This is a genomic window from Massilimicrobiota sp. An105 (assembly GCF_002161155.1).
Classification (GTDB): Bacteria; Bacillota_I; Bacilli_A; order Erysipelotrichales; family Coprobacillaceae; genus Allocoprobacillus; species Allocoprobacillus merdigallinarum.
In genome coordinates, this window is record NZ_NFLY01000013.1 from 12,008 (window position 1) to 38,363 (window position 26,356).

At 30.3% G+C, this 26,356-nt stretch carries 25 protein-coding genes; 15 read left to right on the plus strand and 10 right to left on the minus strand.

Translation table 11 applies throughout. The features are described from left to right. Positions 1–16 precede the first annotated feature (16 nt). Positions 17–748, plus strand: a complete 732-nt coding sequence (locus tag B5E48_RS05160) for a nitroreductase family protein (protein WP_087304316.1) — start codon at positions 17–19, stop codon at positions 746–748. A gap of 23 nt (positions 749–771) precedes the next feature. Here B5E48_RS05160 and B5E48_RS05165 read toward each other — a convergent pair whose 3' ends face one another. Beyond that, positions 772–1,944, minus strand: coding sequence for an AI-2E family transporter (locus tag B5E48_RS05165; protein ID WP_087304317.1), 1,173 nt, complete (start codon positions 1,942–1,944; stop codon positions 772–774). A gap of 115 nt (positions 1,945–2,059) precedes the next feature. On the opposite strand from B5E48_RS05165, the gene B5E48_RS05170 reads away from it, so the two are divergent. Further along, complete coding sequence (locus B5E48_RS05170) at positions 2,060–2,605, plus strand: DJ-1 family glyoxalase III (RefSeq protein WP_087304318.1); 546 nt, start codon at positions 2,060–2,062, stop codon at positions 2,603–2,605. Between the two features lie 25 nt (positions 2,606–2,630). Here B5E48_RS05170 and B5E48_RS05175 read toward each other — a convergent pair whose 3' ends face one another. From B5E48_RS05175 to B5E48_RS05190, 4 genes are read right to left on the minus strand one after another with little or no spacing between them, the layout of a single operon-like run. After that, entirely contained in the window at positions 2,631–2,960 is a 330-nt protein-coding gene (locus B5E48_RS05175; RefSeq protein WP_087296850.1) for an inorganic diphosphatase, read from the minus strand. 2 nt (positions 2,961–2,962) lie between these two features. Continuing rightward, positions 2,963–3,598, minus strand: coding sequence for a GNAT family N-acetyltransferase (locus B5E48_RS05180; RefSeq protein ID WP_087304319.1), 636 nt, complete (start codon positions 3,596–3,598; stop codon positions 2,963–2,965). Continuing rightward, the gene (locus tag B5E48_RS05185) at positions 3,595–3,834 is read right to left on the minus strand and encodes a hypothetical protein (RefSeq protein WP_087304320.1); all 240 of its coding nucleotides are present in this window, start codon (positions 3,832–3,834) and stop codon (positions 3,595–3,597) included. Before B5E48_RS05185 ends, B5E48_RS05180 begins: the two co-directional genes overlap by 4 nt. 19 nt (positions 3,835–3,853) lie before the next feature. Next, positions 3,854–4,558: a YaaA family protein gene (locus tag B5E48_RS05190; protein ID WP_087245692.1), complete on the minus strand. Its 705-nt coding sequence runs from the start codon at positions 4,556–4,558 to the stop codon at positions 3,854–3,856. A gap of 79 nt (positions 4,559–4,637) precedes the next feature. Here B5E48_RS05190 and B5E48_RS05195 point away from each other — a divergent pair, with 79 nt between their 5' ends. The 4 genes from B5E48_RS05195 to B5E48_RS05210 all read left to right on the plus strand — a co-directional run bounded on the left by B5E48_RS05195 (position 4,638) and on the right by B5E48_RS05210 (position 10,414). Next, positions 4,638–5,624 (plus strand): nucleoid-associated protein, encoded by a 987-nt coding sequence (locus tag B5E48_RS05195; protein WP_087304321.1) that lies wholly within the window; start codon positions 4,638–4,640, stop codon positions 5,622–5,624. A gap of 154 nt (positions 5,625–5,778) precedes the next feature. Continuing rightward, positions 5,779–5,985: a helix-turn-helix domain-containing protein gene (locus B5E48_RS05200; RefSeq protein WP_087245696.1), complete on the plus strand. Its 207-nt coding sequence runs from the start codon at positions 5,779–5,781 to the stop codon at positions 5,983–5,985. 144 nt (positions 5,986–6,129) lie between these two features. Next, positions 6,130–8,001, plus strand: coding sequence for a 1,4-alpha-glucan branching protein GlgB (gene glgB, locus B5E48_RS05205; RefSeq protein ID WP_087304348.1), 1,872 nt, complete (start codon positions 6,130–6,132; stop codon positions 7,999–8,001). A gap of 16 nt (positions 8,002–8,017) precedes the next feature. After that, positions 8,018–10,414, plus strand: coding sequence for a glycogen/starch/alpha-glucan phosphorylase (locus B5E48_RS05210; RefSeq protein WP_087304322.1), 2,397 nt, complete (start codon positions 8,018–8,020; stop codon positions 10,412–10,414). A gap of 244 nt (positions 10,415–10,658) precedes the next feature. Here B5E48_RS05210 and B5E48_RS05215 read toward each other — a convergent pair whose 3' ends face one another. Together B5E48_RS05215 and B5E48_RS05220 are read right to left on the minus strand one after the other, a co-directional pair. Further along, positions 10,659–11,888: a hypothetical protein gene (locus B5E48_RS05215; protein WP_087304323.1), complete on the minus strand. Its 1,230-nt coding sequence runs from the start codon at positions 11,886–11,888 to the stop codon at positions 10,659–10,661. Then, positions 11,885–12,586: a LytR/AlgR family response regulator transcription factor gene (locus tag B5E48_RS05220; RefSeq protein ID WP_087304324.1), complete on the minus strand. Its 702-nt coding sequence runs from the start codon at positions 12,584–12,586 to the stop codon at positions 11,885–11,887. Before B5E48_RS05220 ends, B5E48_RS05215 begins: the two co-directional genes overlap by 4 nt. A 281-nt stretch (positions 12,587–12,867) precedes the next feature. On the opposite strand from B5E48_RS05220, the gene B5E48_RS05225 reads away from it, so the two are divergent. The 6 genes from B5E48_RS05225 to mfd all read left to right on the plus strand — a co-directional run bounded on the left by B5E48_RS05225 (position 12,868) and on the right by mfd (position 22,083). Continuing rightward, a complete protein-coding gene (locus B5E48_RS05225; protein WP_087304325.1) occupies positions 12,868–13,293 on the plus strand; it encodes a hypothetical protein in 426 nt (141 codons plus the stop codon). A gap of 193 nt (positions 13,294–13,486) precedes the next feature. Continuing rightward, positions 13,487–13,918 carry a hypothetical protein gene (locus B5E48_RS05230; RefSeq protein ID WP_087304326.1) on the plus strand — a complete coding sequence of 144 codons (432 nt, stop codon included), beginning with the start codon at positions 13,487–13,489 and terminating at the stop codon, positions 13,916–13,918. A gap of 207 nt (positions 13,919–14,125) precedes the next feature. Further along, entirely contained in the window at positions 14,126–15,793 is a 1,668-nt protein-coding gene (locus B5E48_RS05235; RefSeq protein ID WP_087304327.1) for a Na/Pi cotransporter family protein, read from the plus strand. Positions 15,794–15,965: 172 nt separating this feature from the next. Beyond that, positions 15,966–18,062 carry a type I pullulanase gene (pulA, locus tag B5E48_RS05240; RefSeq protein WP_087244337.1) on the plus strand — a complete coding sequence of 699 codons (2,097 nt, stop codon included), beginning with the start codon at positions 15,966–15,968 and terminating at the stop codon, positions 18,060–18,062. Between the two features lie 9 nt (positions 18,063–18,071). Continuing rightward, positions 18,072–18,626: an aminoacyl-tRNA hydrolase gene (gene pth / locus B5E48_RS05245; RefSeq protein ID WP_087304328.1), complete on the plus strand. Its 555-nt coding sequence runs from the start codon at positions 18,072–18,074 to the stop codon at positions 18,624–18,626. 13 nt (positions 18,627–18,639) lie between these two features. Continuing rightward, positions 18,640–22,083 carry a transcription-repair coupling factor gene (mfd, locus tag B5E48_RS05250; RefSeq protein WP_087304329.1) on the plus strand — a complete coding sequence of 1,148 codons (3,444 nt, stop codon included), beginning with the start codon at positions 18,640–18,642 and terminating at the stop codon, positions 22,081–22,083. A gap of 38 nt (positions 22,084–22,121) precedes the next feature. Here mfd and B5E48_RS05255 read toward each other — a convergent pair whose 3' ends face one another. From B5E48_RS05255 to B5E48_RS05265, 3 genes are all read right to left on the minus strand, one after another. Next, positions 22,122–22,574 carry a dUTP diphosphatase gene (locus B5E48_RS05255; protein ID WP_087304330.1) on the minus strand — a complete coding sequence of 151 codons (453 nt, stop codon included), beginning with the start codon at positions 22,572–22,574 and terminating at the stop codon, positions 22,122–22,124. Positions 22,575–22,628: 54 nt separating this feature from the next. Beyond that, positions 22,629–23,189 carry a manganese efflux pump MntP gene (locus tag B5E48_RS05260; RefSeq protein WP_087304331.1) on the minus strand — a complete coding sequence of 187 codons (561 nt, stop codon included), beginning with the start codon at positions 23,187–23,189 and terminating at the stop codon, positions 22,629–22,631. Positions 23,190–23,287: 98 nt separating this feature from the next. Next, positions 23,288–23,884, minus strand: coding sequence for a YigZ family protein (locus B5E48_RS05265; protein WP_087304332.1), 597 nt, complete (start codon positions 23,882–23,884; stop codon positions 23,288–23,290). Positions 23,885–23,985: 101 nt separating this feature from the next. Between B5E48_RS05265 and B5E48_RS05270 the strand changes: the two genes are divergently transcribed. Genes B5E48_RS05270 through B5E48_RS05280 form a run of 3 tightly spaced genes read left to right on the plus strand, consistent with a single transcriptional unit; the run spans position 23,986 to position 26,240 of the window. Next, positions 23,986–24,849: a DegV family protein gene (locus B5E48_RS05270; RefSeq protein ID WP_087304333.1), complete on the plus strand. Its 864-nt coding sequence runs from the start codon at positions 23,986–23,988 to the stop codon at positions 24,847–24,849. A gap of 12 nt (positions 24,850–24,861) precedes the next feature. Continuing rightward, the gene (locus tag B5E48_RS05275; RefSeq protein ID WP_087244344.1) at positions 24,862–25,134 is read left to right on the plus strand and encodes a hypothetical protein; all 273 of its coding nucleotides are present in this window, start codon (positions 24,862–24,864) and stop codon (positions 25,132–25,134) included. Positions 25,135–25,184: 50 nt separating this feature from the next. Next, positions 25,185–26,240: a hypothetical protein gene (locus B5E48_RS05280; RefSeq protein WP_087304334.1), complete on the plus strand. Its 1,056-nt coding sequence runs from the start codon at positions 25,185–25,187 to the stop codon at positions 26,238–26,240. Positions 26,241–26,356: the final 116 nt, after the last annotated feature.

A 26,356-nucleotide genomic window follows, 5' to 3' on the forward strand; every position in this document is an offset into this window, starting at 1 on the left:
TAGGGAGGTATTGAAAATGAATCAAACAATTCAGGAATTATTTGACAGAAAATCTGTTCGTGCTTATAGTGATGAAATCATAACGCCAGAGGAAAAAGAATGGATATTAAAATCTGCCTTACAGGCACCGACAGCAGGCAATATGGCTCTTTATTCTATTATTGATATACAGGATCAGTCCTTAAAAGATCAGCTCGCTATCACTTGTGATCATCAGCCATTTATTAGTCAGGCACCTATGGTTTTGCTTTTTTTAGCTGATTATCAAAAATGGTATGATATATATACTCACTATGATAAAGATATCCAACCATTGGAAGAGTCTGATTTGATCTTAGCTTTGGAAGATTGTATGATTGCGGCGCAAAATGCAGTCGTAGCAGCATGGTCTTTAGGAATAGGGTCTTGTTATATTGGGGATATTTTAGAAAATTTTGAAATTCATCAAAAGCTTTTTGATTTACCAAAGTATGCCATTCCAGCAACTTTACTTGTTTTGGGAAAACCAACGCTACAACAACAAAATCGTCCAAAACCACAGCGTTTTGATTTAGCAGATATGGTAAGTGTCAATACTTATCATCATAAAACAATGGATGAAACAAAACAGATGTTTATTAAACAGACTGGTAAAAATGAAGATGAACTCAAAAATTATATACAGGCTTTTGCGAAAAGAAAATTTCATGCTCAATATCGTAAGGAAATGAATCGCTCTGTTAAAAAGATGATCGAATCATGGAAATAATAAAACGGACAAAATGTCCGTTTTTACTCATCAAATTTTTTAATCGTTTTATCTGTGATTTCAATATGTTTACGATATAATGAAATATTAACAACGCGACTTCCTACAGCATAGATTAAGGCCATGCTTGGAACCGCAATTAATAATCCAAAGAATCCAAATAAGTTTCCAAAAATAACTAATGATAATAAGACATATAATCCAGAAATACCAACAGCTCCGCCTACAACACGAGGATAAATAATATTGGCTTCAAATTGCTGAATAATCACAAAGCAGATTGTAAAGATAATAGCTTGTGTAGAGTTAATAGCTAATACTAAAATAAAACTGATCGCAAATCCAAAATAACCTCCAAACATTGGAATAAGACTGGAAATACCAATAATAAAGGCAATCAACTCTGGAAAAGGTAAGCCTGTTATTCTAAAGCCGACATACATTAAAAACATTAAAATACAGCTTTCTAACAGCTGACCAGAAACAAAACCATTAAAATAATGATTGGCTTCGGCACCAATATCAAAAATCACCAATGAACGATGATATCCAAATAAGAAAGTCACAATTTTCTTTAATTGTCTTAAATGCGTTTCTTTATTGGCCAGTAAATAGATAGCCATAATAAAAGATGTAATCGCATTAATAAAAACACCAAAGATACCAATAGATTGAAAAATAAGATGAATTCCAGCATTCCCTAAAATATTACCACTTTGAGAAAGCAAATGATTCAAATCAAGGCTTGTCAGAGCCTGTTGAATAGATTCATAATTAATCGCATAATTGATATGGAAATGAGCTAAGGCATCATTAATCATTGTGACGAGACGATCAGCATAATTAAAAATATTTGTAATAATTAAGGCAATACTTTCACCAAGTCTAGGAATAATAAATGCTGAAAAGAGAATAATCAAGATAACAGCCAATATTAATGTTGTTGCAATACTTAAACCTCTTTTCAGTCCTTTACGTTTGATCTTTTTACCATACAAATGTTCAATCTTACGCATAGGTATATTTAAAATAAAAGCGATAATAATAGCGATATATAAAGGTGTCGCAAGTGCTAAGATATCACTGAGTATAGCAAAAACAGTTTCATAATTAAAAACAACAAAAGCCAGTAAAATGGCATATGTTAAATAAAAAATTGTTTTATTTTTTTTGACTATTTGACTTTTGTCAATCATAGGTTCACCTTCTTTTATGGTTATAATCATAACATAATTGCTTATAAAAGTGTAGTTCATTGTTTATTTAAAAAAATATGTTAAAATAAAGAAAAGAATCAAAGGAGGAATGAAGATGAAAGCAGCTGTTTTATTTAAAGATGGTTTTGAAGAATTAGAAGCATTAAGTGTTGTTGATGTGTTAAGAAGAGCACAATTGACATGTCTAATGGTTGGAATGGATGCAATGAGTGTTAAAAGTTCACATGGTATAGAAGTCAAAATGGATCAGTTGTTTGATGAAAGTGTTTATGATGTGGATATTGTTGTTTTGCCAGGAGGATTACCTGGAGCGACATCTCTTCGTGATGATCAAAGAGTGATAGATATTTTAAAAAGTTTTAATGAACAGGGAAAATGGATTGGAGCCATTTGTGCAGGGCCTATTTCATTAGAAAAAGCCAATGTCATAAGCAATAAGAAATTCACTTGTTATCCAGGATTTGAAAAAGAAATTCCTTCAGGGATTTATCAGGATGTATTAGTATGCTGTGATCAGAATATGATTACAGGACGTGGACCTGCCGCTGCTTTGGAATTTGCCTATACAATCTTAGAAAAATTAGGACAGCCTTCAAAAGATATTCGTAAAGGTATGCAATATCATTATTTAGTAAAGTAAAAACGACTTCTCTCATAGAAAGTCGTTAGAAATGTGAAATCATCATTTCAATTTCATATTCAAAGAATTGTTCTTGGAAATAGACATATTGTTCTATTTCTTTTTTTGTATAGGTTTTTGATATAGGAGCAATAACCCATTTATCTTCATTATCATTGAAACGATGAATAATGGCAATGACTTTTCCTGTAAAATGAGATAAAGGTATATCAACACCAATAACATAGGCATCTTGATATTCTCCATCACCACCTATGATTCCTTCAATGTATCCATAGTTAATAGGGTAATATAGATTTTTATGTTGAGGGTGAAAACTGCCCATAGGACGATCAATAGTCACGGTAACTTGCATATTTATTCTATAAATGAGCGACTGATAATCGCAAATTCATCTTGACTGGCAAGATGTTTCTTTTCCATTTTTTCTAAGGAATCATCAAAAGCTTTCGCAACTTGTGGGTCAAATGCCATAGCTGGGCTTTCATAATAAGTCCATGAGTGATGATCTAAAACATGAGGAACTAAAGTTTTCACCAGCAATGCTGTTGGATATTTTCCATTTTCTAGACTGACATGAAGATCTTTACAGCTTTGAAATCCCAAACGAACATAAGTTCCAGGATTGCCTAAAATGACAATAGTATCATATCCAAGCTGATAGGCTTCTTTCATTGAATGTTCAATCAGTCTTTTTCCATAACCCTGTTTTTGATATTCAGGTAAAATACAGACAGGACCAAAAGTGAGAACAACTTTTTCATTTTTATTTTCATCTATAAGCTTTGCTTTGGTATACATGATATTCCCAATAATTTTTCCATCTTTTTCTAAAACAAAATCTAATTCATGAATAAAATCTTCATGATCACGAATGATATGTGCTAAATAATGTTCATAACATCCAGGCATATAAACGTTATAAAAGGATTGCCTGATAACATTTTCTACTGTCATATAATCTTTTTTCTCTTCATGACGAATGGTAATCATTTGTTTCTTTCCTCTCTTAGTTGATTTATTTTTTTGACAATGATGTAGCTACAACAGATGATAATAGCTCCAATCAGTGCAATACCACTATATATAGGCATCATATATGAAAGCACATAATCATCTCCACCTATCACAAGAAATGATAAAATATAAGATAAAAAATAAGAGTTCAAGATAAACAACCCTATAAAAGATCCAATCCCAATAACAATAACTTTTTCACTTTTTAACATAACAATCTTCCTTTTTATATTATAGTACTTTGACGAATGCTAAAGTACCTTCTTGATTATAATCTGGCTGATATGTAAAACCATCAATATTGAGTGTTTTCAATTCATCTAATGTACAAATTTCATTTAAGACCATCTGATTTAACATCTGACCACGGGCTTTTTTAATAATCATGGCGTTTCTTTTCATTTTCCCCTGATCATTGATCATGAAATCTATAAAATAGATATGAGGATGTCTTAACATATTGGTAAATTCTTTAGATGCTAAAGAAATAATGAAATCAACTTGTTCAAAGTGTTGATATAAAGGTGTATACCAATAATCATATAAGTTGATATGATCAGGTTTCATTGTCATATCTAAACGATAAGGGGTTATCAAAGTATTGTATTTTAAAACACCATAGTAAGCATCTAAAATACGTAAATGTTCTAAGAGATAATCATGATGATTTATGTAAGATGCTAATTCAAGTTGTTTAAAAACAGTTCCTTGATAAAAAGCTAAAGCAGGATGAGCAGTCTGTTCTTCATGAAAATACTGATACACTTGAGTCGCCTGTTTATAAGATATTTTCATGAGCTGACATAACTGTTCATCATTATATTGTTTTAAAATGTTTGTAAGATATTGTGTTTCTTCTGGAAATAAAGGTTCACTACCAACAAAAGGAATCTTTTGATATTTCATTGTTTTACTTGGGGCAATGACAATTTTCATATTATTTCACCTCGAGATTATTATAAAGTATTTAATGTCATAGATAAAGAAATATGTTATAATCTTGGCGGGTGGTAAGATGAATACAATAGTCATAAATAAAATTTTAATGCATATGTTAGATTTTGAACATCGTAAGATTTATCATTCTACTGACTTTGTCGATATGAATGAAACATCTATTGATTATTATCGTAAGAAAGTAGAAAAAGCTTTAAATTCTCCTTCACTCAAAGAATTAACAGTTGGTTCTTTACATGAAATGATGTTAAGAAGTGACAAGATGATTGAAAGTGATGAAGAATTTATCAAACAGGCACATGAAATGACGGACAAGTTATTTGCGTTAGGTTCAGTTATAGAAGAAATGCCTAACAGTAATGTGCTGTTTGTGGATTGTTATAAAAATGGGGAAAGATATGTGGCAGCCTTAAAGCTCAACTATCGTTATATTCCTATGAGTGTGATTGATGAAGAAAACATTCGTATTACCAAAAAACAGGTTTTACCAACAATGGGTTCTCCTGTAGATGAAGCGATTGTTGTGAATGTGGATGCTAAAAAATTATTTTTAATTGAAAAGAAATATATGATTGATGGAAGAATGGATTTCTATTTGAATGCACAGTGGATTAAAGGTGAAGAAAAGTTGACGGATAAACAAAAAATGTCAACAATGAAAAAAGTTGTGAAAAAGATGGATGATATTTATAATGTCAATGATGGAAAAGCTTTACCTTTAATGAAGCATGAAATTCAGGAAAGAATTGATACAAATCAACCTGTTAAACCATTAGAAATTGTGAAAAAAGTATTGGAATCTGATGGTCAGGCACAGGAAGAAAGTGAAATCATGATGAAAGATTTAGGCATTGATGAAGAAGATCGTATTGAAAGCTTATCTTTAACATCAATGGATAAATGTAAGCTAGTGTTAGATGATGATATTGAAATTAGCTTACCAATAGAAGAATACTTATCTGGAAATAAGGTAGAAAAAGTGAAACAGGAAGATGGAACATATTCTATTTTATTGAAAGATGTCAGTGAAGTTATTGTCAAATAATATTCAAACAAGAAGTATGATTTGAAGAGAGAAGAAGCATTTTTGAGTCATACTTTTTCATTGACAGAAGGTTAGTACATGTCATTATAGTTACATTTTTCAATATATTCATAATCTTAAGAAATGGGCATAATAAAATAGAGGCTGTGATAGGATGATTAGTTATGCACCATTATTTAAGACAATGAAGGAAAAATCTATAACAACATATGCCCTTATCCATCAATATGGAATTAATTCAAGAACAATCCATAATATTAAACATGGAAAGGGTATTTCAACATATACTTTAGAAAAAATATGTGAAGCATTAGATTGTACACCTAATGACGTTATTGAATTTATCAAAGAGGCAGAATAATCTGTCTTTTTTTATATTCAATATATGTAGAAAACATCATAGAAAATAGGAGATAGAAGCTCATTGAAAATCCTCATTTGACAAATAATGGGTGCTTTTTTAAGCGTTTTCATGTATAATAAAAACTATGAAAGGGGTTTTAATATGGCACAATTGGATAACTTTTTGATACAACTTTTCCATGAGGGAAATTGTTTAGAGATGTATAGAGTTTTTGGTGCGCATTTTGAGGAATTAGATGGACAAAAGGGTGTAAGATTTACCGTTTATGCTCCAAATGCAAGAAGTGTGCAGGTTGTTGGTGATTTTAATCAATGGAATGGTGAAAATCATTATATGGAAAAATATACTGATGGGGGTATTTATACTTTATTTATTCCAAAAATCAAACAATACGATACATATAAATATCGTATTGAAACACCCAATGGATCTTGGGTTGATCGTGCAGATCCATATGCTTTCTTTAGTGAATTAAGACCGGGAACAGCGTCTAAAGTTTATAAAATTGATGGCTTTAGATGGGCTGATAAACGCTGGTTAAATAAACGTACAAAGAATTTTGAAAGAGTTTTAAATATCTATGAAGCCAATATTGGTTCATGGAAAATGAAAAAAGATTTTACAGATGAAGAAGATGGTGAATATTACAGCTATGAAGAAATGATTGATCAGATCATTCCTTATGTTGTAGAAAATGGTTTTTCACATATTGAACTGATGCCATTGACTGAATTCCCATTTGATGGTTCATGGGGATATCAGGCAACAGGTTATTTTAGTGCAACAAGCCGTTATGGAAATCCAAAACAGTTAATGGCATTTATTAATGCCTGCCATAAAAATAACATTGGTGTCATTATGGATTTTGTTCCAGCACACTTTGTAAAAGATGGACATGGGTTACATCAGTTTGATGGTGGTTTTGTTTATGAATATCCTGATATTAATTTAAGATATACGGAGTGGGATAGCTGTTATTTTGATTTAGGAAGAGAAGAAGTTCGTAGTTTCTTGATGTCTTCTGTTCATTTCTGGGCAAATTACTTCCATGTTGATGGTATTCGTTTTGATGCAATCAGTAATTTGATTTACTGGAAAGGAAATAAGGAACGTGGCGTTAATGATGGCGCTATTGAATTCATGAAACGTATGAATTCACATATGAATGGATTATTCCCAGGTGTCATGTTGATTGCGGAAGATTCAACAGATTATCCAAATGTTACAACAGCTCCACAATCTGGAGGATTAGGATTTGATTATAAATGGGATTTAGGTTGGATGAATGATACATTGGCTTATTTTAAAAAGGATCCAATTTATCGACAGTATCCAGATGTCCATAATAAACTTACATTCTCTATGATGTACTTCTATCGTGAAAATTATATTTTACCATTCTCACATGATGAAGTGGTTCATAGTAAAGGAACAATTCTAGATAAAATGTGGGGAAATAATGACCAGAAGTTTGCGCAATGTAAGTCATTGTATTTATATATGATGACACATCCTGGTAAGAAATTGAACTTTATGGGAAATGAGCTGGCTGAATATAAAGAATGGGATGAAAAGAAAGCTTTAGGATGGGTATTATTGAAATTCCCACAACATGATTCTTTCCATAGATATTTTCATGACTTAAATCATCTGATTTTAAAACATCCTGCTTTATATCAGTATGATTATTATCCAGAAGGATTTGAATGGCTCGTTGTTGATGATATGAAACAAAGTGTCTTTGCTTATGCACGTTATGCACCAGATGGGGAAGTGCTTGTCTGCGTGATGAACTTTGTAGGAAATACACATCATGGTTATCGTATTCCAGTTCCCGTAGCAGGAACTTATAAAGAGATTATTAATACGGATACAGACTACTATACAGGAAGCAATTTCACGAATAAACGTGCTATCAAATCACAAAAAATACACGCTGTCAACAAAGAAAATTCAATTTTGGTTGACATTGCACCATTTTCGAGTATGATATTTGAATTGAAGAGAAAATAGTTGAGGGAGACGAGATATGTTTAAGACAAAAGAAGAATTTAAATATGAGTTTTCAAGAAGAATTATTGAATCTTACGGACGTACAGTAGAAGAATCACACATTACAGAAAAGTTCATGACACTTGAAAGAATGGTTCGTGATTATGCTTCTGTCAATTGGGCTATGACAAAAATGGCTACAAAAACAAATTACCAAAAACAAGTTCATTACTTCTCTATGGAGTTTTTGATTGGCCGTTTATTGGTAAACAATATGATGAATTTAGGTATTTATGAGATTGCCAAAGAAGGATTAGCAGATTATGGAATTAATATCCATGATTTGGAAGAATTAGAATCTGACGCAGGACTTGGAAATGGTGGTTTAGGAAGACTTGCTGCCTGCTTCATGGATTCATTAGCTTCACTTTCTTATCCAGCATTTGGAAATACAATTCGTTATGAATATGGTTTATTTAAACAGAAAATTGAAAATGGATATCAAGTTGAAGTTCCTGATCAATGGTTAAAATTAGGAAATATGTGGGAAGTGAGAAAACCTAAACATGCTGTTGATGTTAAATTCTGGGGACGTGTTGTATGGAATGAAGAAACTGGAAAATGGGATCATATCGATGCTGAATGTGTCAAGGCTGTTCCTTATGATATGCCAATTGTTGGTAATGATACAACTGTCACAAATACACTCCGTTTATGGTCTTCAGAACCAAGTGATGAAATTCCATCTAATAAAGATTTTAGACAATATGCTCAAGAAGTCAGAGATATCTGTCAGACATTATATCCTGATGATTCAACACTTGCTGGACGTACATTACGTTTAAAACAACAATATTTCTTTGTATCAGCAGGATTACGTGCTATTATTAAAAATCATTTAAGAGTTTATCCATCATTATCTAATTTCCATGAAAAGAATGTTATTCAGTTAAATGATACACATCCAGTATTGGTGATTCCTGAATTGATGAGAATCCTAATTGATGAATATGATATGGATTGGGATGAAGCATGGCATATTACAACACAAACATGTGCCTATACAAATCATACAATCTTATCAGAAGCATTGGAAAAATGGCCAATTTCAACAATGCAGGCATTACTTCCAAGAGTTTATCAGATTATCGAAGAAATCAATAGAAGATTTATTGGATATGTAAAACATATCAGTGATAACGATGAAGATTTATTAAATCGTGTTATGATTTTAAAAGATGGACAAGTACATATGGCTCATCTTGCAATTGTAGGAAGTTTTAGTGTTAATGGTGTTGCTAGACTTCATACACAAATTTTAATGGAACAGGAAATGAAAGATTTCTATTTCTTATATCCAAAGAAATTCAACAATAAAACAAATGGTATTACACATCGTAGATGGTTAGCTTATTCAAATCCTGAATTATCATCATTATTAAATGAAACAATTGGAAATGATTGGATTAAACATCCAGAAGAATTAGAAAAACTAATGGATTATGTTGATGATTCTATTGTTCAAGGTAAATTCTACAATGTCAAACAACAAAGAAAACAAGTTTTAGCTGATTATATTTATAAACACAATGGTATTAAAGTTGATGTCAATAGTATTTTTGATATTCAAGTCAAAAGATTACATGCTTATAAACGTCAATTATTAAATATCATGCACGTGATTTATTTATATCAGCAAATGAAGATGAATCCTGAATTTAAGATTTATCCAAGAACATTTATCTTTGGTGCAAAAGCTGCTCCTGCTTACTATTTTGCAAAGAAAGTTATCAAATTAATTAATAGTGTTGCAGATGTTGTGAATAATGATCCTGAAACAAATCCATATTTAAAAGTTGTCTTTATTGAAAACTATGGTGTCACAATTGCTGAAAAGATTATGCCGGCTGCAGATGTTTCTGAACAGATTTCAACAGCTGGTAAAGAAGCAAGTGGTACAGGTAATATGAAATTTATGATGAATGGTGCTGTCACAGTAGGAACACTTGACGGTGCTAATGTGGAAATTGCTGAACGTGTTGGTGATGACAATGTGATTATCTTTGGATTAAAAGATAATGAAATTAATGAATTAAGATGGAATGGTCAATATAACGCATGGGATTATTATAATAATGATCCACGTATTAAACATGTTGTTGACTCATTAGTTGATGGAACATTCCATGAATCACGTGAAGAATTCAGAATGATCTTTGATGAATTGATGAATCGTAATGATGAATACTTCTTATTTGCCGATTTTGAAGCTTACTTAAAAGCTCAGGCAAAAGTAGATGAATTATATCGTGATCGTTCAAGATGGTCTAAAATGTGTCTTGTCAATATCGCAAAATCTGGATATTTCTCATCAGATCGTACAATTGAAGAATATGTTAAGGATATCTGGAAATTAGATAGAGTGAAAAGATAAAAAAATGGAAACCAATGAAGTAAGGTCAAACTTATTTTATTGGTTTTTTATTTTATAAAAATTTGAAACTGAAATGTTTAGTTAGTGCGAAGCATTCATATTGAAAGATGAGTTAATTTTAATAAAAAAGAATCTTATGATAATAATAAATGTGTTTTTTAATATTATTATCTAGATTCATTATAATGAAGAAAACATATGAAACTGTTTATTAGTCAAATTTAAGACAATATATTGATTGTTTTTATTGAATTAAAACTTTGATAATTGTTTTATTATCATCTTGATGATCTATCATCTCTTTTTTTATATGTGTTGATTTTTCATCAAATAAAAATATTGAAGTTGATATATCTAAAAATAAATCAATTTCTATTTTAAAAATAATATATTCAGCTTTCTTATATATCTTAATGACTAAATTTATATTTTCTTTATTTGGATTATTTAATGTACATATATCAATATATTCTTCTAAATTTTTTATTAAAAGATGATCATTTAATATTATATCTTCGTCAATATTAGCAATATATATAACATCATATTTATCTGATTTAAGTTGACAAATTTTTTTGGTCATAATGTAATCCAAAACGGGATTTTTAGACGTATATGGAATATCTGTTTTATATATTTTGGCTAATGCATTGTGAATAGAATTCATTATTTCAAAATTGTTTTGTGATTTCGCAATATTTTCTATTTTTTTTAAAATATAATATATATTATGCTTTTCTTCAGAAAGTTTATATGCTAATTTATTCGTTTCAAAATACATTTTACGAGTATAGTTAGATTGTAATAATTGAGATTGAATTTCTAATTTTTGATTATAACTTTTTACTATATCTAGAAATAATTTTACTGATGCAAAACACATAATTACAAATTCCAAAGATAAAAGAACATAAATTTTGTAATCAAAAATTCCATATACTATACTTTCACCTATGGTTGTTAAAATTGATAATAGACAAATGATAAATACTGAAAATGAATTAAATTCAAATAATTTATTGTTTATTTCTATTATTTTTAATTTTTCAATTATTTTTGTTAACCAAACAATACTTAAGAAAAAAATACAACGTGAAATAATAATTGCGATTATTAATAATTCTTGATGAAAGTTAATTTGATTGATTTTTATTTTAAAAATGAGGGATGTAAGATAGAATGAACTGATATTAGAAATGAGCAATAATCCCATCATTAAACATGGTAATAGTAGGTAAAGAATATGAATTCTTTTTTTTATAAAACATAATGAAATTGCCCAAGTAATGACTAATGAAAAGAATAATAATTCATTATTCATAAAATAGTTATTTAAAATGAATGTTTCAATTAAGGTAATGAATGTCATAAAGAAAATTAAACTATATCTTTTTGTGTTGCTAAATATTATCATTAAAAAATAACTAATTATAAAATCCTCAAAAAAGGTCATTAAAAAATCAAATACAATCATCGTAAAAGAAATTCCTCATATTTTTTAATAAAAGTAGATTTATATTTTCTACCAATTGAATATTCACAGTTATCATTTAATACAACTTTTGAGGATTTTATATGAGTAACATAATTTAAATTTACGATTTGACTTCTGCTTATTTGTATTAAATCATAATATGATTTTTCTTCTACTTTGATCATCATTTCTTTTATTGTAGAAACAATAATATAATCTGTTGAGATTGTTTTAATTAATAAATCTCGGCCAAAAGATAGGAGATACTGAATTTCATTTAAATTTATGACAGTTTTTCTACCATTTATCTCTAAAATAATTTTTTTGTTATAAGTTTGAATATGCTTATATAATTGCTTAAATACTTTGGTACAATCTTCTTTAAATTTTGATTTCCTTATGAATTGAAAAGTTGGTACTGACAGCGCATTAAATACTAACTCATCTTTTGAAGATATAAAGATTATTAAAATTTTTGGAGAAATATCAGTCATATATTTGGCTAAAGCAATGCCATTTTGACCATTTAGATCTATATCAATGAAAGCAATATCAAAATCATAAAAAGAATCTAATGAAAAATGATTAGATATTATACGAATTTCTATTGGGCTAATTAATGTTTTAAAATAATTTTTGAATTCATTTGATAGATTTTGAGAGAATTTAACATCATCATCGAATATTGCTATTTTCATAAATATTCATCTCCTCCCTATAATAAGTATAGCATATATAAACATATGAAATATAAAAAAAACATTTTTATGTTTTTTTAATTGACTGAAAAGGTTGGAGATTATAGAAAATATGGAATTTATTTTTAATACAGCAAAAGAATATATATTTGTCTTCTGTGCATCATTTTTGCATTTCATATATGTAAAAGAGATTTTTCTTAAAAAATATATATAATAAAAGTATAGATAATGTATTATCCATTTCATAGTATTCTCTTTTTAAATCAGGAGGTGTGATTATGGTTGAATATATACTAATGGGTACACAAAAAAATGGATGTTCAATTGATAATCGAAATAAAGAAATCATATATTACCAATTGCTAAGTTTTTATGAAAAAATTGTAAAAAAACCACAACAATTATTGATTAAATATTCGGATATAAAAAAGATAAAAATATGTTATGGACTTACTACAGGAGTACGATTTGATTCTGCACAAATAACTATGGAAGTTTTAACTCAACATAATACAATTTATGATATTCCAATGACATATAATTCAACACAAAGAAAAGATGTACTTCTGTTTATAGAAATTCTTAAAAGTTCTAATTTATTAATTGAAGATCCATATAATATTCTCAGCTTATATCCTGAAACTAAACTAGATCTTATAGATTTTATAAAACTTATCAATAAAGAACATTATAAAAAATCTTGATGAATTGTGTTTTGTAAAGTGTGAATATAAATTGACTGGAGATATTATTAAATGAAATGAGTTATTAAAATCTCAACAGTATGAATGTAGTATTCTTTAATTAAAAGATATAAATAAGAATAATCAATGGATATGGATAAAAACGTTTCTATTCGTTAATTTTAAAATGAATGGGGGGGAGGTTTATGTTAAAATGTATGTTCTAAAAAGAAAGAAATATTATACTTCTACAATATTGTTCAATATATTAAGTATAATATTGACTATAATAGCATATAATTCTGATATTTTAGGGTGGAAAGATGTACGTTTAGAAACCATGCTATTTCATTTCTTTAAAGAATCATTTTTAAATTCAATTGACTTGATTTTTATAATTCCAGTTGCAATTTTATCTGTGATTGCACTGATACAAAAAATAAAGGAAGGTAAAGATACTGAAATAGTGATACCAAGTTCAAAAGTATTTCATATATTTTCTTTAACAGTAGTAATGATATTGTATAGTATTATAACTTATTTATACTTAACAAAAATAGGATCAGGATCGTTAATAGGATTTATCATCATTTTTGCAAATATGGTCATGTTTAACTATATCTATGTGATTCGATTCCATGAATAGTAGATTGAGGATTAACATTTATAAATTTGAATATGTTTTATCAGTTTAATATTATAGCGAATAGTTATATTAATAATGACAAAGAAAAAGTCAAATTTCTATTTTTTGTTGATATAACAGTATTTTATTAATGAACTATGTAAAATTTATGTTTACATTATGTAAGGATTATGTTAAGTTTGTTTTGTGTGTAAATAGGAGGAAGAGATGGAACTGACAAACATATTCTCTATGCTAGGTGGGTTAGCTTTATTCCTTTATGGGATGACAATGATGTCAACTGGTTTGGAGCTGGCTGCCGGGAATAAGATGAAGTCAATTTTGGAAAAATTGACAACAAATCGTTTTTTAGGAACGCTGGTAGGAGCTTTAACCACAGCAATCATGCAATCATCTTCTGCCACAACTGTTATGGCAGTAGGATTTGTCAATGCGGGACTTATGCAATTAAAAAATGCTGTATGGGTCATCATGGGTGCCAATATTGGGACAACAATCACAGGACAGTTGATTGCCTTGGATATTACAGCTTTGGCACCTATTATTGCTTTTATTGGGGTTGTGTTGATTGCCTTTTTCAAAAGCAAGAAACTTGATGCAATTGGTGAAATTATTGCTGGTTTAGGTATTTTATTTATGGGAATGGAAATGATGTCTGGTGCTATGGCACCATTAAGAAGTTCACCAGAATTTGCGAATATTGTCGCAAACTTTGAAAATCCATTGATTGGTATTTTGGTGGGTGCAGTCTTTACTGCCATCATTCAGTCATCATCAGCGTCAGTAGGTATTTTACAGGCGTTAGCGATGAGTGGTGTTATTACATTACCATCTGCCATTTATGTTTTATTTGGACAAAATATTGGAACATGTATTACGGCTGTATTGGCTTCCATTGGTGCTAATCGTAATGCCAAACGTACAACCATTATTCATTTATCATTCAATATTATAGGAACAATTATCTTTGTTATTATTAGTATGCTGACACCATTTGCTGCGTTTATGGAGTCATTGACACCAGGTAATGTCGTGTCACAAATTGCCAATGTACATACAGTATTTAATGTTGTGACAACAATCATCTTGTTACCAATTGGAACAAAACTGGTCGATTTATCATTCATTATTTTACCAGAAAAGCCAGAATTGGAAGGAAAGATGCAGTTAAAATACTTAGACTTTGGTATCTTTACAAACGACTATCATATTGGAACAAGTGCAATTGCGAATACGCAGTTGTTCAATGAAACACAGAACATGCTAGATGTTGCAATAGACAATGTTCGTAAATCATTTGAACTTTTGATAGAGTTCAAGGAAGACAAATATGAAAAGCTACAAAAGAATGAAGAATATATTAACTATTTGAATAAAAATATCGTAGACTTTACAACAAATGCGATTTCAACAGAATTTCCAATAGAAGGATCACAGGCCATTGGTTTATTCATGAAGATATCATCAGATATTGAAAGAATTGGAGATCATGCGGTGAACATAGCCCAAAGGGCCGAGCTACTTCAAAGTGAAGACAGACGATTCTCACATGAAGCCATGGATGAGATAGGAATCATGAGCAGTCTTTGTGTCAATATACTAGATGAGCTGAGAATCATGAACTATGATGAGTTCAGTAGCATTGTAGACAAAGTTGATGTAATAGAAGAGAACATAGACAAGACACATCATCAGTTTACAGTGAATCAGCTTAAGAGATTAAAAGATAAAAAATGTACAACAGAGAACAGTGTTGTCTATACAAAAATTCTTACAGATTTTGAAAGAATTGGAGATCATGGATTGAACATAGCTGAAGGTTTCTATAAAGCCAGAGAAGCAATGAAAGCTATGAAGATGATAGAACATCAATAAAAAGCAGATATACCTATTGAAAGGTATATTTGTTTTTTTATATGACAATTGATATAAAGTATCAAACCTAAACAAGAAAAGTAAAGGGGTTACATTCTTTGATAGTTTTTTAGATTTGTTTATGTTATACTTGGAATGGTTAATAGTCGTGTTAAAGAGAAAGGATGGTTATATGGAAGAAAGTGCAGTAAGGATGAAAGCTTATGCAGTTGCTTTTGATGAGATTAGAGTTTACTTATCTAAAGGATATTATAATGGCATTAGTAGCCAATTTTATATTAAAAATATTGAAAATGATGAATTGATACCATTGAATGGAGATTCGTTGAATAATAGTAGTCAGGACGGATTTCAGGAATATGTATTTCATACCAATTTTACAATGGGAAAAGTTTATAAGGTTGTTGATGCCTATGGTTTAAGCTGTTATTTAGATTTTTCCAAACTATCTATGTGTGAAGAATTTGATGAATTATATTTTTATGATCATAATGATTTAGGAAATCAATATACAAAAGAGAAAACAACATTCAAAGTTTGGGCACCACTTGCGACTGGTGTCATTTTGAAAGTCATGAAATGGAATGGGGAAACAGAATTGTTCCCAATGAAAAGGCAAAAAAAAGGTATTTATTTTGTTGAAGTCTGTGAAGATTTAGAATTGGAACAATATGTTTATTTAATCAGACATACAAACAGTTATGAAGTGACTTTAGATCCTTATGCTTATTCTTCATCATCAAATGGACGTGCCAGCATTATTGTGGATTTAGAAAAAGTACCATGTCGTCAGTTTGATTTACCAGTTTTAGAGAAAATGACTGATATGGTGATTTACGAAACAAGTGTTAGAGATTTTTCTATGTCTTCTACCAGTGGGATGAAAAATAAAGGAAAGTTTTTAGCTTTTACAGAATTAAATACATCAACAGATAGTGGAAATCCAACGGGATTAGATTATTTATCATGTTTAGGTATTACTCATTTACAGTTGATGCCTATTGCTGATTTTGCGACAGTGGATGAAAAGAATCCATTGGAACTATATAACTGGGGATATGATCCATTAGCTTATAATGTGACAGAAGGAAGCTATGTGACAGATCCAGACGATGGTTATATGCGTATTACTGAAGCACAACGAATGGTTGAAGCATTACATTCTAGAGGCATACGTGTTGTGATGGATGTTGTTTTTAATCATATGCATGATGTCAATATCAATGCTCTTGAAAGAACAGTGCCTTATTATTTCTTTAGAAGAAATGGAGATGGTAGCCTTTCTAATGGCTCATGGTGTGGTAATGATTTAAATACAACAGCACTGATGTGTCGTAAATATATTTTAGATATGTGTAGACGCTGGCAGGTTTTATATGGTATTGATGGATTCCGTTTTGATTTAATGGGTATCATTGACCAGGAAACAATGAAACTTGTAGATGCACAAGGAAAAGCTTTAGATCCTTCATTTGTTGTCTATGGTGAAGGATGGAATATGCCTACAGCTTTAGATGAAGAGATGCGTACAACGATTCAAAATAATTTGAAAACACCATATATTGGATTCTTTAATGATTTCTTTAGAGATACATTAAGAGGTACGAACCAGATGGAAACAAAAGGTTATTTCTCAGGTGATACGTATAAAACAAATGATGCGATGAAAGCTATTTGTAATTTAGATATGTTTGCGAAAATTACACAATCTATTAATTATGTAGAATGTCATGATAATGCGACATGTTATGATAAATTACAGATTTCGAATTATGATGAATCTGAAAAGATTAGAAAAAGACGTTCACGTCTGATGATGGCCGCAGTGATTTTATCGCAAGGTGTTCCTTTCTTGCATAGTGGGCAGGAATTCTTTAGAACAAAAGGTGGACTTTCTAATACATATAATGCTGGTGATCAGGTTAATGCATTAGATTGGAATCGTAAAGATATGGAAATTGATACGACTCAATTTGTACAGTTTTTAATTCACCTTAGAAAAAATAATCCTTGTTTTAGATATGGAAGTTATGATATGATACGTAAAAATGTGAAAACAGAAAATATTAATCATCGTATGATTAAATATTCATTACATCAAAATGAAGGAGAATATAAGGATTTTATCATATACTTTAATGCTTCTCTAGAAACACTTCAGGTTGAAGTGGAAGATGGTTTCCAACTTTTATATCATAGTGAAAAAGGTAAAATTTTAGATCATCAATTAGATGTGAATGGAGTTTGTCTAGCGATATTAGTAAGATAGGAGTTATATATGAAGTTAATCGTTGGGTTAGGAAATCCAGGTAAAGAATATGAGAAAACAAGACATAATGTTGGGTTTATGGTTATGGATTGTTTAGCAGATGATTTTCATGTGTCTATAAATACAAAAAAATTTAAAGGTGAATATGTCAAATTAAAATATCAAGGGGAAGATATTATTTTACTCAAACCAATGACATATATGAATAATTCAGGTGAAGCCGTAAGTCAAGTCATGAACTTCTTTAAAATTGATGTCGATGATTTACTGGTGATTTATGATGATATGGATATGCCAACAGGCAAGTTACGTTTAAGACAAAGTGGAAGTGCTGGAGGGCATAATGGAGTGAAAAGTATTATTGCTCATGTAGGTACACAAAATTTTAAACGTATCCGCGTGGGTATTGATAAACATCCCCAAATACCTGTGGTGGATTATGTATTAGGACGTTTCACCAAGGAGCAGCAGTCACTTATCGAAGATGGTATTCAAAAAGCCACGCAAGCTGTTCAGATGATGCTTGATAAAGATTTTGTAGCCGCAATGAATGCTTTTAATTAGGAGATGAAAAGATATGAAGAAGATTATTCAGATTTTAAAAAATAATTCAGCATATCTTGCAATGAAAAAAGGAAAAGGCGAGATTGTTGTATCTCACGCTAGCGATGAGGCGATTCTCATTGCTAGTGCTTTTTTCGCTTGTCCAAAAACAATGCTGGTGATTAAAGATAGCTTATATCAGGCACAGCTTTTATATCAGGAGCTGTATCCTTTGTTGCATCAAAAAGTCGCTTTCTTTCCATGCGATGAATCATTACGTGTAGAAGCTTTAGCTTCTTCTCAGGAATTAGTTGGAGAACGTATTCATACTTTGTCATTATTACTGCAACATCAGCCAATCGTTGTGATTTGCCATACTCAAAGCTATTTACGTTATATACCACATCCTTCTCTTTTTGAAAGTTCTCAGTTACATTTATCTGTAGGTATGACCATTGATCCTTTGACATTAAGAGAAAAGCTTATCCATAGTGGATATCAGATGATACAACGTGTTGATGAACCATTTTACTATTCAAAACGTGGTGGGGTTATAGATGTTTACTCTATCCAATATGAGAATCCTATTCGTATTGAATTTTTTGATGATGAAATTGAAAGCTTACGTTTCTTTGATAAAAATACACAACGTTCTTTAGAAAATGTTCAGGAAGTTACAATCTTACCGGCGACCGATCTGCTTTATGATGATCAGGAAATAGAACATGTGATTTCACAGATTGAAACATTACAGAGTCAAACACAGTGTCCTGATTATCAGGATGATTTAGATGAGGAAATTTCTATTGATATAGAATCTATTAAGAATCATGATTATTCATCTCGTCTTTATCAGTACATGGGATTGTTTTCATCATCAACGTCATTACGTTGTTATTTTGATGATGTGCTGATTGTAACATCAAGTCAGGAAAAAATAAAATCAGTCTATAATCAGTACGTAGAAGAAACATTCTACTATTCTCATGAATTACAAGACATAGGGAAAATGGTAAAAGGATTGTCATTATTTCAAAGTTTAGACTCATTATTAAAAAAGACAGATATTGACTTTGTTGATTTTAGAACGAATGACAAACAAATTTCCTTTTTAACAAGAGAAATTCAATTACCATTATTGAATGAAAATCAATTGATTCAACAAATCAAAGATTATCTCATTCAAAATAAAATCCTTATGTGTCTTGAAAATAGTCATCAGATTCAAATGATGACAGATTTATTGGATCAATATCATCTCTCTTATGCCTTGGTAGGTCATGATGATCATATTTATCAGGGAATTAATATTTATATGGGTGATTTATCAACAGGTATAGATTTTTGTGAAGAACATGTGATCCTGTTGACAGAAAAAGAGTTATTTAAGGTTAACAGTCAAAAGAAAAAAGGCTACATTAAATATAAAGATGCAAAAGTCATCAATGATTATACGGAATTAAATATTGGAGATTATGTTGTTCATGATGTCAATGGAATTGGACAATATATGGGTATTAAAACACTGGAAGTCAGAGGTGTGAAAAAAGATTACTTGTATATTGCCTATAAAGGAAATGATACTTTATATATTCCCGTAGAAAATTTTAAACTGGTACGAAAATATGCTTCCAGAGATGGAAAAGTTCCAAAAATTCATTCTTTAAATAGTACAGAATGGCAAAAAACAAAACAAAGAGTCAGAAACAAGGTTGATGATTTGGCAGATCGTTTAATTGAAATATATTCACAAAGAATGAAACAGCCAGGATTTGCATTTCCTAAAGATGATGCTATGCAAATACAGTTTGAAGAATGTTTTGGTTATGAACTGACACCAGATCAAAAAGAGGCTGTCAAAGAAATTAAAGCTGATATGGAAATGCCACGTCCTATGGATAGATTGTTGTGTGGAGATGTTGGATTTGGGAAAACAGAAGTGGCTTTACGTGCCTGCTTTAAGGCTATTTTAGGTGGTAAGCAAGTTGCTTTTCTATGTCCTACAACGATTTTATCTTCACAGCATTATCATACGATGGTTACTCGTTTTGAAAATTTTCCAGTCACTATTGCTTTATTAAATCGTTTTACAACGACGAAACAAAGAAAACAGATTTTAAGTGATTTAAAGGAAGGAAAGATTGATTTATTAGTTGGGACACATCGTATTTTATCAAATGATGTTGTTTTTAAAGATTTAGGATTATTATGTATTGATGAAGAACAGCGTTTTGGTGTTAAACAGAAAGAAAAAATTAAAGAAATCAGAAAGACAATAGATGTTTTAACTTTAACTGCTACACCAATTCCAAGAACTTTACAAATGTCTTTAATGGGAATTCGTGGATTATCACAAATTGAAACACCACCGTTAAATCGTTTGCCAGTACAGACTTATGTCATGGAAAAAAGCAATCAGCTTGTCAAACAGGTGATTGAACGTGAACTTGGGCGAAAAGGACAAGTTTTCTATTTACATAATCAGACAGCCAATATTGAAAGTGTGGCTAATGAAATTGCTAGATTGGTTCCACAGGCAAAAATTGGTATTGGACATGGGCGTATGAGCAAAGATGAACTTGAAAAGGTGATGCAGTCTTTTGTAGATAAAGAATATGATATTCTGGTTTGTACAACGATTATTGAAACCGGTATTGATATTCCTAATGCCAATACCATTATTATTGAAAATGCTGATCGTTTTGGTTTATCTCAGCTTTATCAGATTAAAGGACGTGTTGGTCGTAGTGAACGTTTGGCTTATGCGTATTTATTGTATGCAAAGAACAAGCAAATGAATGAAGAAGCAACGAAGCGTTTAAAGGCGATTAAAGAATTTGCACAATTAGGTAGTGGATATAAGATTGCTATGCGTGATTTATCTATTCGTGGATCTGGTGATATACTAGGAGGAGAACAGGCTGGATTTATTGATACAGTTGGTTTTGATATGTATATGAAGATTCTTCAGGAGGCTATTGAAGAAAAAACGGGAGAGAAAAAAGAAGAAAAAGAAGTGCCTGTTCAAAATGTCAATGTTGATGGTTATATTCCTGAAAATTATGTAGAAAATGATATGGAAAAATTAAATCTTTATCAACGTATATATAAAGCGCAACATTTAACACAGTTACAATCTTTAGAAAAAGAATTAAAAGATTTATATGGAACATTGCCTAGAGAAGTGAATAATATTGTATTGAAAAGAAAATATGAAATTTTATGTACACAGCCTTTCATTGATGAAGTCAAAGATGCAGGTGGATATGTTCAAATTATGTTGACACAGGAATTTTCAGCCCGTATTGCAGGTGATCAGCTTTTTGAATTGGTTAATCGTTTATTTGATAAACCACAGTTAAAATACATTAAAAATGAAATTGTGATTATGATTCAAACAATCGGTCAATGGTTACCGCATACAATAGAATTATTAAATGAATTAAAGAAAATGGATGAGCAATCACGACATCAGTGATTGCTTTTTCATATAAAAAAATCCTCATAGAATGAGGATTAATCATTTTGATAATTATCAATGATTTCATCAATATCAATACCTAATTTAAAACCTAATGTAAAATAATCATCAATAGTATTTTGATAGTCTTCACTAGAGTATTGTTTTTGAACATTTAAAATAGATTGATAAATCTTGAAAAATAAAGAATAAAGATCTTGATTTTCAGGAATTTCTGTATGATTTTTAATACTGTCAATACGTAATTCATAACCAATAGACATTAACATCGTTAAACCTTCAAGATAGTTTTCTAATAACTGTTGATGATTGACAGGTTCTTCTTTTTCCCAAAATAAATAACATCTTGATTCAAGTGCAACTTCAGATAAATCATGTAAAAAAGATAAAATCTTTTGATTGATTCTTGTTGTGTTTAATATTTCATTTTTAGCGACTTGAACTTCTCTATTGATATAGACTTGATATAATTTTGCGACATCATTCATAATCTTTCACCTCTTATCTATTATCTTACCTCAATATGAATAAAATTTGAATGATTAACCAAAAATATGAAGGTGTTCTAATAAAATCTTAATACCCATACCTATCAAAATAATACCACCAGCAATTTCAGCTTTAGATTTATATTTCATACCAAAGACATGTCCGATTTTCACACCTATCATTGAAATCACAAAAGTTGTACAGGCAATGATAGAAACAGCTGATAAAATATTGACATTTAAAAAAGCAAAAGTAACACCAATAGCTAAAGCATCAATGGAAGTAGCAATCGCTAAAGGAATCATGACTTTAGGTGAAAATTCTGTATTACATGTTTCTTCATCCTCAAAAGCTTCTTTAATCATATTGATTCCAATTAAAGCTAATAAGATAAAAGCAATCCAATGATCAATACTTTCAATTTTATCTTTAAACTGAATACCTAATACATATCCTAAAAATGGCATAATGCCTTGAAAAAAGCCAAAATAACCACCACAAATCAAAGCGTGTTTGAGTTTAAGCATGCGTGTTGATAAGCCTTTACAGATGCTCACCGCAAAAGCATCCATGGATAACCCGACACCAATGATCAATATTTCTAAAAACCCCATACGTCCTCCTTGTAATAAAAAAGACATGACTGTTGAGCGTACAGACAAGTCTTATTGTTTTCATCATATTCAAATTATAACAACTTTGCATATAAGTGTCAAACATCTTTTGGGATATAGTCACTGCCTATTTTTTCGGCTTGAAACTGATTGTTTGTGAAATCTTGAATCATATCCAGAAAATCAAGGTTACGTAAATAACATTGATAAGAAACTTGTTCTTGATATTGAATATCTATACACTTGATGTGATGAACTTTTAATAAATGCTCAAGTTTACGTGTGTATGTATAGTCAACTGTTATATTATATAAATCAACCAGTTCTTTTTCAACGATATGAGCGACTTTAAGAGCTTCAGCTACACTTTGGCTATATGCTCGTGTTAATCCCCCAGCGCCAAGTTTAATGCCACCAAAATATCTGGTCACAATCGCTATCATATTTGTTAAACCTTGCATTTTTAAAACATTTAACATAGGCATACCCGCCGTTCCAGATGGTTCACCATCATCATATGCTCTTTCATGAGGACCAATAATATAGGCAACACAGTTATGTGTAGCTTGTGGATCGCTATATTTTGTAATCATATCATTAGCCTGTTCAATTTGACTACAGGGAATCAAATGACAAACGAATTCAGATTTTTTAATAACTAATGTATGGCTTGTATAATCTTCAATAGAAATCATGATGTCACACCTTTCTTTCTTTATTATATATGATTTCATTTTATTGTCAAAAGTGTTATAATAATGAGAGAAAAATTAACTTTTGGAAGTGAGGGATCGAGATGGCTAAGATTGCAGTATTAGCTGATAGTGGCTGTCAAATAGAATTAAATCAATATGAAGATCAAGGTATATTTATTGTGCCTTTATGTATTACGATGAAAAATCATACGTATTTAGATCAAAAAGACATTACCAGTTTGGAAGTTTTTGAAACTATGGAAAAAGAGGATATCATGGTCATGACTTCTCAACCTGCAACAGGGGAACTGGTGAATATTTTACAAAGAATCAAAGATGCTGGTTATGATGAAGTTATTGGATTACCCATTGCGACAGGATTATCATCAACTTTAAATGGGATGAAAATTGCTGGAGAAATGGTGGGTATTCCAATCACTTTAATTGATACAAAAGGAACTGCAGGCAATCAAAAATATTTAGTATTCACTGCTGCTAAGTTGATTCAAGAAGGTAAGAGTGTTGGTGAAATTCAAGATATTCTTGAAAACATGATTGAACATTCTGGAACGATTATTATGGCCCCTAACTTAGAACATTTAAAGAAAGGTGGTCGTATTACGCCAGCAGTGGCATTACTTGCCAGCATGTTGAAAATTGTTCCAGTGATGGAATTAAATTATGACTTGGGTGGTAAAATAGATGTACTTGGAAAAGTCAGAACCTTATCTAAAGCCAAAGCTACACTTGTGAATCGCATGGTCGAATTAGGTGTCAATGCTAAGGAATATAAAGTCACAATTGAACATGTCTTATGTGAAAGTTCAGCTTTAGAAGTGAAACAGATGGTTTTAGAAAAAATTGGAAATGTTGAATTAGAGTTAAGAGAACTTCCAGCTGTTGTTGGTGCCCATATGGGAGTTGGAGGTATTGGTGTACAATATATCAAAAAATATACAGGATAGGAGAATGAACAAATGCCTTTATTTGATGATCTCACAAAAAAAGCAGCGAAATTGACAGAAGAGGCTATTGATAAAACACAGGAATTAGCTGGTACTGCCAAATTGAAGCTTAAAATGAAAAATTTAGAATCTGATCGTGATGATGTTTTTCGTGACTTAGGAAAATATTATTATCAACAAATTCAGACATCAGGTGTTGTTGATGAAGAAGTCATGGATATGTATCGTCATATTGAAGAATATAATCAAAAAATTGCAGAATTAAAACAATTACTAGACGAATAAGCTGAGGAAACTCAGCTTTTTTTGATATAATGAAAGTAGAGGTGATATGTATGAATATCAAGATGAGAAACTTGGCTATATGCATTGGTGGAATTTTTTGTATAATGAATTTAAATAGTGAATATCATTTCACTTATATGAATACTATACAGCCGTTTCTTTTTATCTTCTTTTTCATTTGTTTATTCTTTTTTAAAGAAAGTATCCTTTATCCCATATCAGGCTTATTAATGGGAATAGGTATTGATTATTCTTTAATTCAGGGAATCATCAATAATCCTTCTACAGTTCCTATTATTTTTGATAGTATTTTATCCTTATCTTTTATTCTGTATTTTATCATCATGCTTTTTAAAAGGAGATGGAATCGTCAAAATCAAAATATGGAATTATCTCAAGATATTCAGCACAAAAACTTGCCTGGAGATGGGACAATATCTCATCCATATAGATTAGATATTGATCAGACGCTTACCATCAATGATGAAATAGAACATCAATATCATAAAGTAATGTATGCACTCAATGGTGGAAGTCAAGAATACGAAGATCCAACATTTGGTTTTAAAGATAAGGTATTGGTAGGAAAAAAACATCTCCAACAAGATTATGGTGGTTTTTGGAAATATGAAAGTGATATGCCTGCTTTAAAGGAAAATGGAACCCTTTGGATGAAAGGTGTCGTTTATCTTTCGTATGATGATGTCAAAAATATATATCAGATGCTTTGTGATGATCATCTGTGGCAAATGATTCAAGAAAATATATCACATGTGTTAAACTTATCCTATAAAGAGAGTTATCAATTTTTAATAGACAATCAGATTCCACAAGATGTGGCCAAGAGTTTATTAAAAGTTATTGCTCAAAAAGATAATATATTTGATAAGGATATCATCAAATCATTTATTAAATTCAGTTTTCAAAAAGAAGATTACCAGGAAGCAATGGACCATCAGGATGGAATGATTTATTGTGCTTATTGTATCTATTATTATGATAACTGGTTTTTACAGATGAGAGAAGGCGTATGGAAAGTGAAACCAACTCTTTATGAACCATCTCTTTATTATGGAAAGGGTACTTATCAACCATTTGAAAAATAATCGTATAATAGAATCAATATTTGATAAAGATATTTCAATAGAAAGCAACAATGAGTATTGTGAGTAATATTCATTGTCTTTTTTATAAGGAAATTAAGAAAGTGATTATTAAAAAT

Coding starts and splice junctions, on each gene's coding strand:
- pth (WP_087304328.1), top strand. CDS start 18,072: ATGAAGTTAATCGTTGGGTTAGGAAATCCAGGTAAAGAATATGAGAAA.
- B5E48_RS05160 (WP_087304316.1), top strand. CDS start 17: ATGAATCAAACAATTCAGGAATTATTTGACAGAAAATCTGTTCGTGCT.
- B5E48_RS05275 (WP_087244344.1), top strand. CDS start 24,862: ATGCCTTTATTTGATGATCTCACAAAAAAAGCAGCGAAATTGACAGAA.
- B5E48_RS05170 (WP_087304318.1), top strand. CDS start 2,060: ATGAAAGCAGCTGTTTTATTTAAAGATGGTTTTGAAGAATTAGAAGCA.
- B5E48_RS05190 (WP_087245692.1), bottom strand. CDS start 4,558: ATGAAAATTGTCATTGCCCCAAGTAAAACAATGAAATATCAAAAGATT.
- B5E48_RS05220 (WP_087304324.1), bottom strand. CDS start 12,586: ATGAAAATAGCAATATTCGATGATGATGTTAAATTCTCTCAAAATCTA.
- glgB (WP_087304348.1), top strand. CDS start 6,130: ATGGCACAATTGGATAACTTTTTGATACAACTTTTCCATGAGGGAAAT.
- B5E48_RS05215 (WP_087304323.1), bottom strand. CDS start 11,888: ATGATTGTATTTGATTTTTTAATGACCTTTTTTGAGGATTTTATAATT.
- B5E48_RS05200 (WP_087245696.1), top strand. CDS start 5,779: ATGATTAGTTATGCACCATTATTTAAGACAATGAAGGAAAAATCTATA.
- mfd (WP_087304329.1), top strand. CDS start 18,640: ATGAAGAAGATTATTCAGATTTTAAAAAATAATTCAGCATATCTTGCA.
- B5E48_RS05235 (WP_087304327.1), top strand. CDS start 14,126: ATGGAACTGACAAACATATTCTCTATGCTAGGTGGGTTAGCTTTATTC.
- B5E48_RS05280 (WP_087304334.1), top strand. CDS start 25,185: ATGAATATCAAGATGAGAAACTTGGCTATATGCATTGGTGGAATTTTT.
- B5E48_RS05180 (WP_087304319.1), bottom strand. CDS start 3,598: ATGATTACCATTCGTCATGAAGAGAAAAAAGATTATATGACAGTAGAA.
- B5E48_RS05175 (WP_087296850.1), bottom strand. CDS start 2,960: ATGCAAGTTACCGTGACTATTGATCGTCCTATGGGCAGTTTTCACCCT.
- B5E48_RS05260 (WP_087304331.1), bottom strand. CDS start 23,189: ATGGGGTTTTTAGAAATATTGATCATTGGTGTCGGGTTATCCATGGAT.
- B5E48_RS05185 (WP_087304320.1), bottom strand. CDS start 3,834: ATGTTAAAAAGTGAAAAAGTTATTGTTATTGGGATTGGATCTTTTATA.
- B5E48_RS05255 (WP_087304330.1), bottom strand. CDS start 22,574: ATGAATGATGTCGCAAAATTATATCAAGTCTATATCAATAGAGAAGTT.
- B5E48_RS05230 (WP_087304326.1), top strand. CDS start 13,487: ATGTATGTTCTAAAAAGAAAGAAATATTATACTTCTACAATATTGTTC.
- B5E48_RS05195 (WP_087304321.1), top strand. CDS start 4,638: ATGAATACAATAGTCATAAATAAAATTTTAATGCATATGTTAGATTTT.
- B5E48_RS05265 (WP_087304332.1), bottom strand. CDS start 23,884: ATGATTTCTATTGAAGATTATACAAGCCATACATTAGTTATTAAAAAA.
- pulA (WP_087244337.1), top strand. CDS start 15,966: ATGGAAGAAAGTGCAGTAAGGATGAAAGCTTATGCAGTTGCTTTTGAT.
- B5E48_RS05210 (WP_087304322.1), top strand. CDS start 8,018: ATGTTTAAGACAAAAGAAGAATTTAAATATGAGTTTTCAAGAAGAATT.
- B5E48_RS05270 (WP_087304333.1), top strand. CDS start 23,986: ATGGCTAAGATTGCAGTATTAGCTGATAGTGGCTGTCAAATAGAATTA.
- B5E48_RS05225 (WP_087304325.1), top strand. CDS start 12,868: ATGGTTGAATATATACTAATGGGTACACAAAAAAATGGATGTTCAATT.
- B5E48_RS05165 (WP_087304317.1), bottom strand. CDS start 1,944: ATGATTGACAAAAGTCAAATAGTCAAAAAAAATAAAACAATTTTTTAT.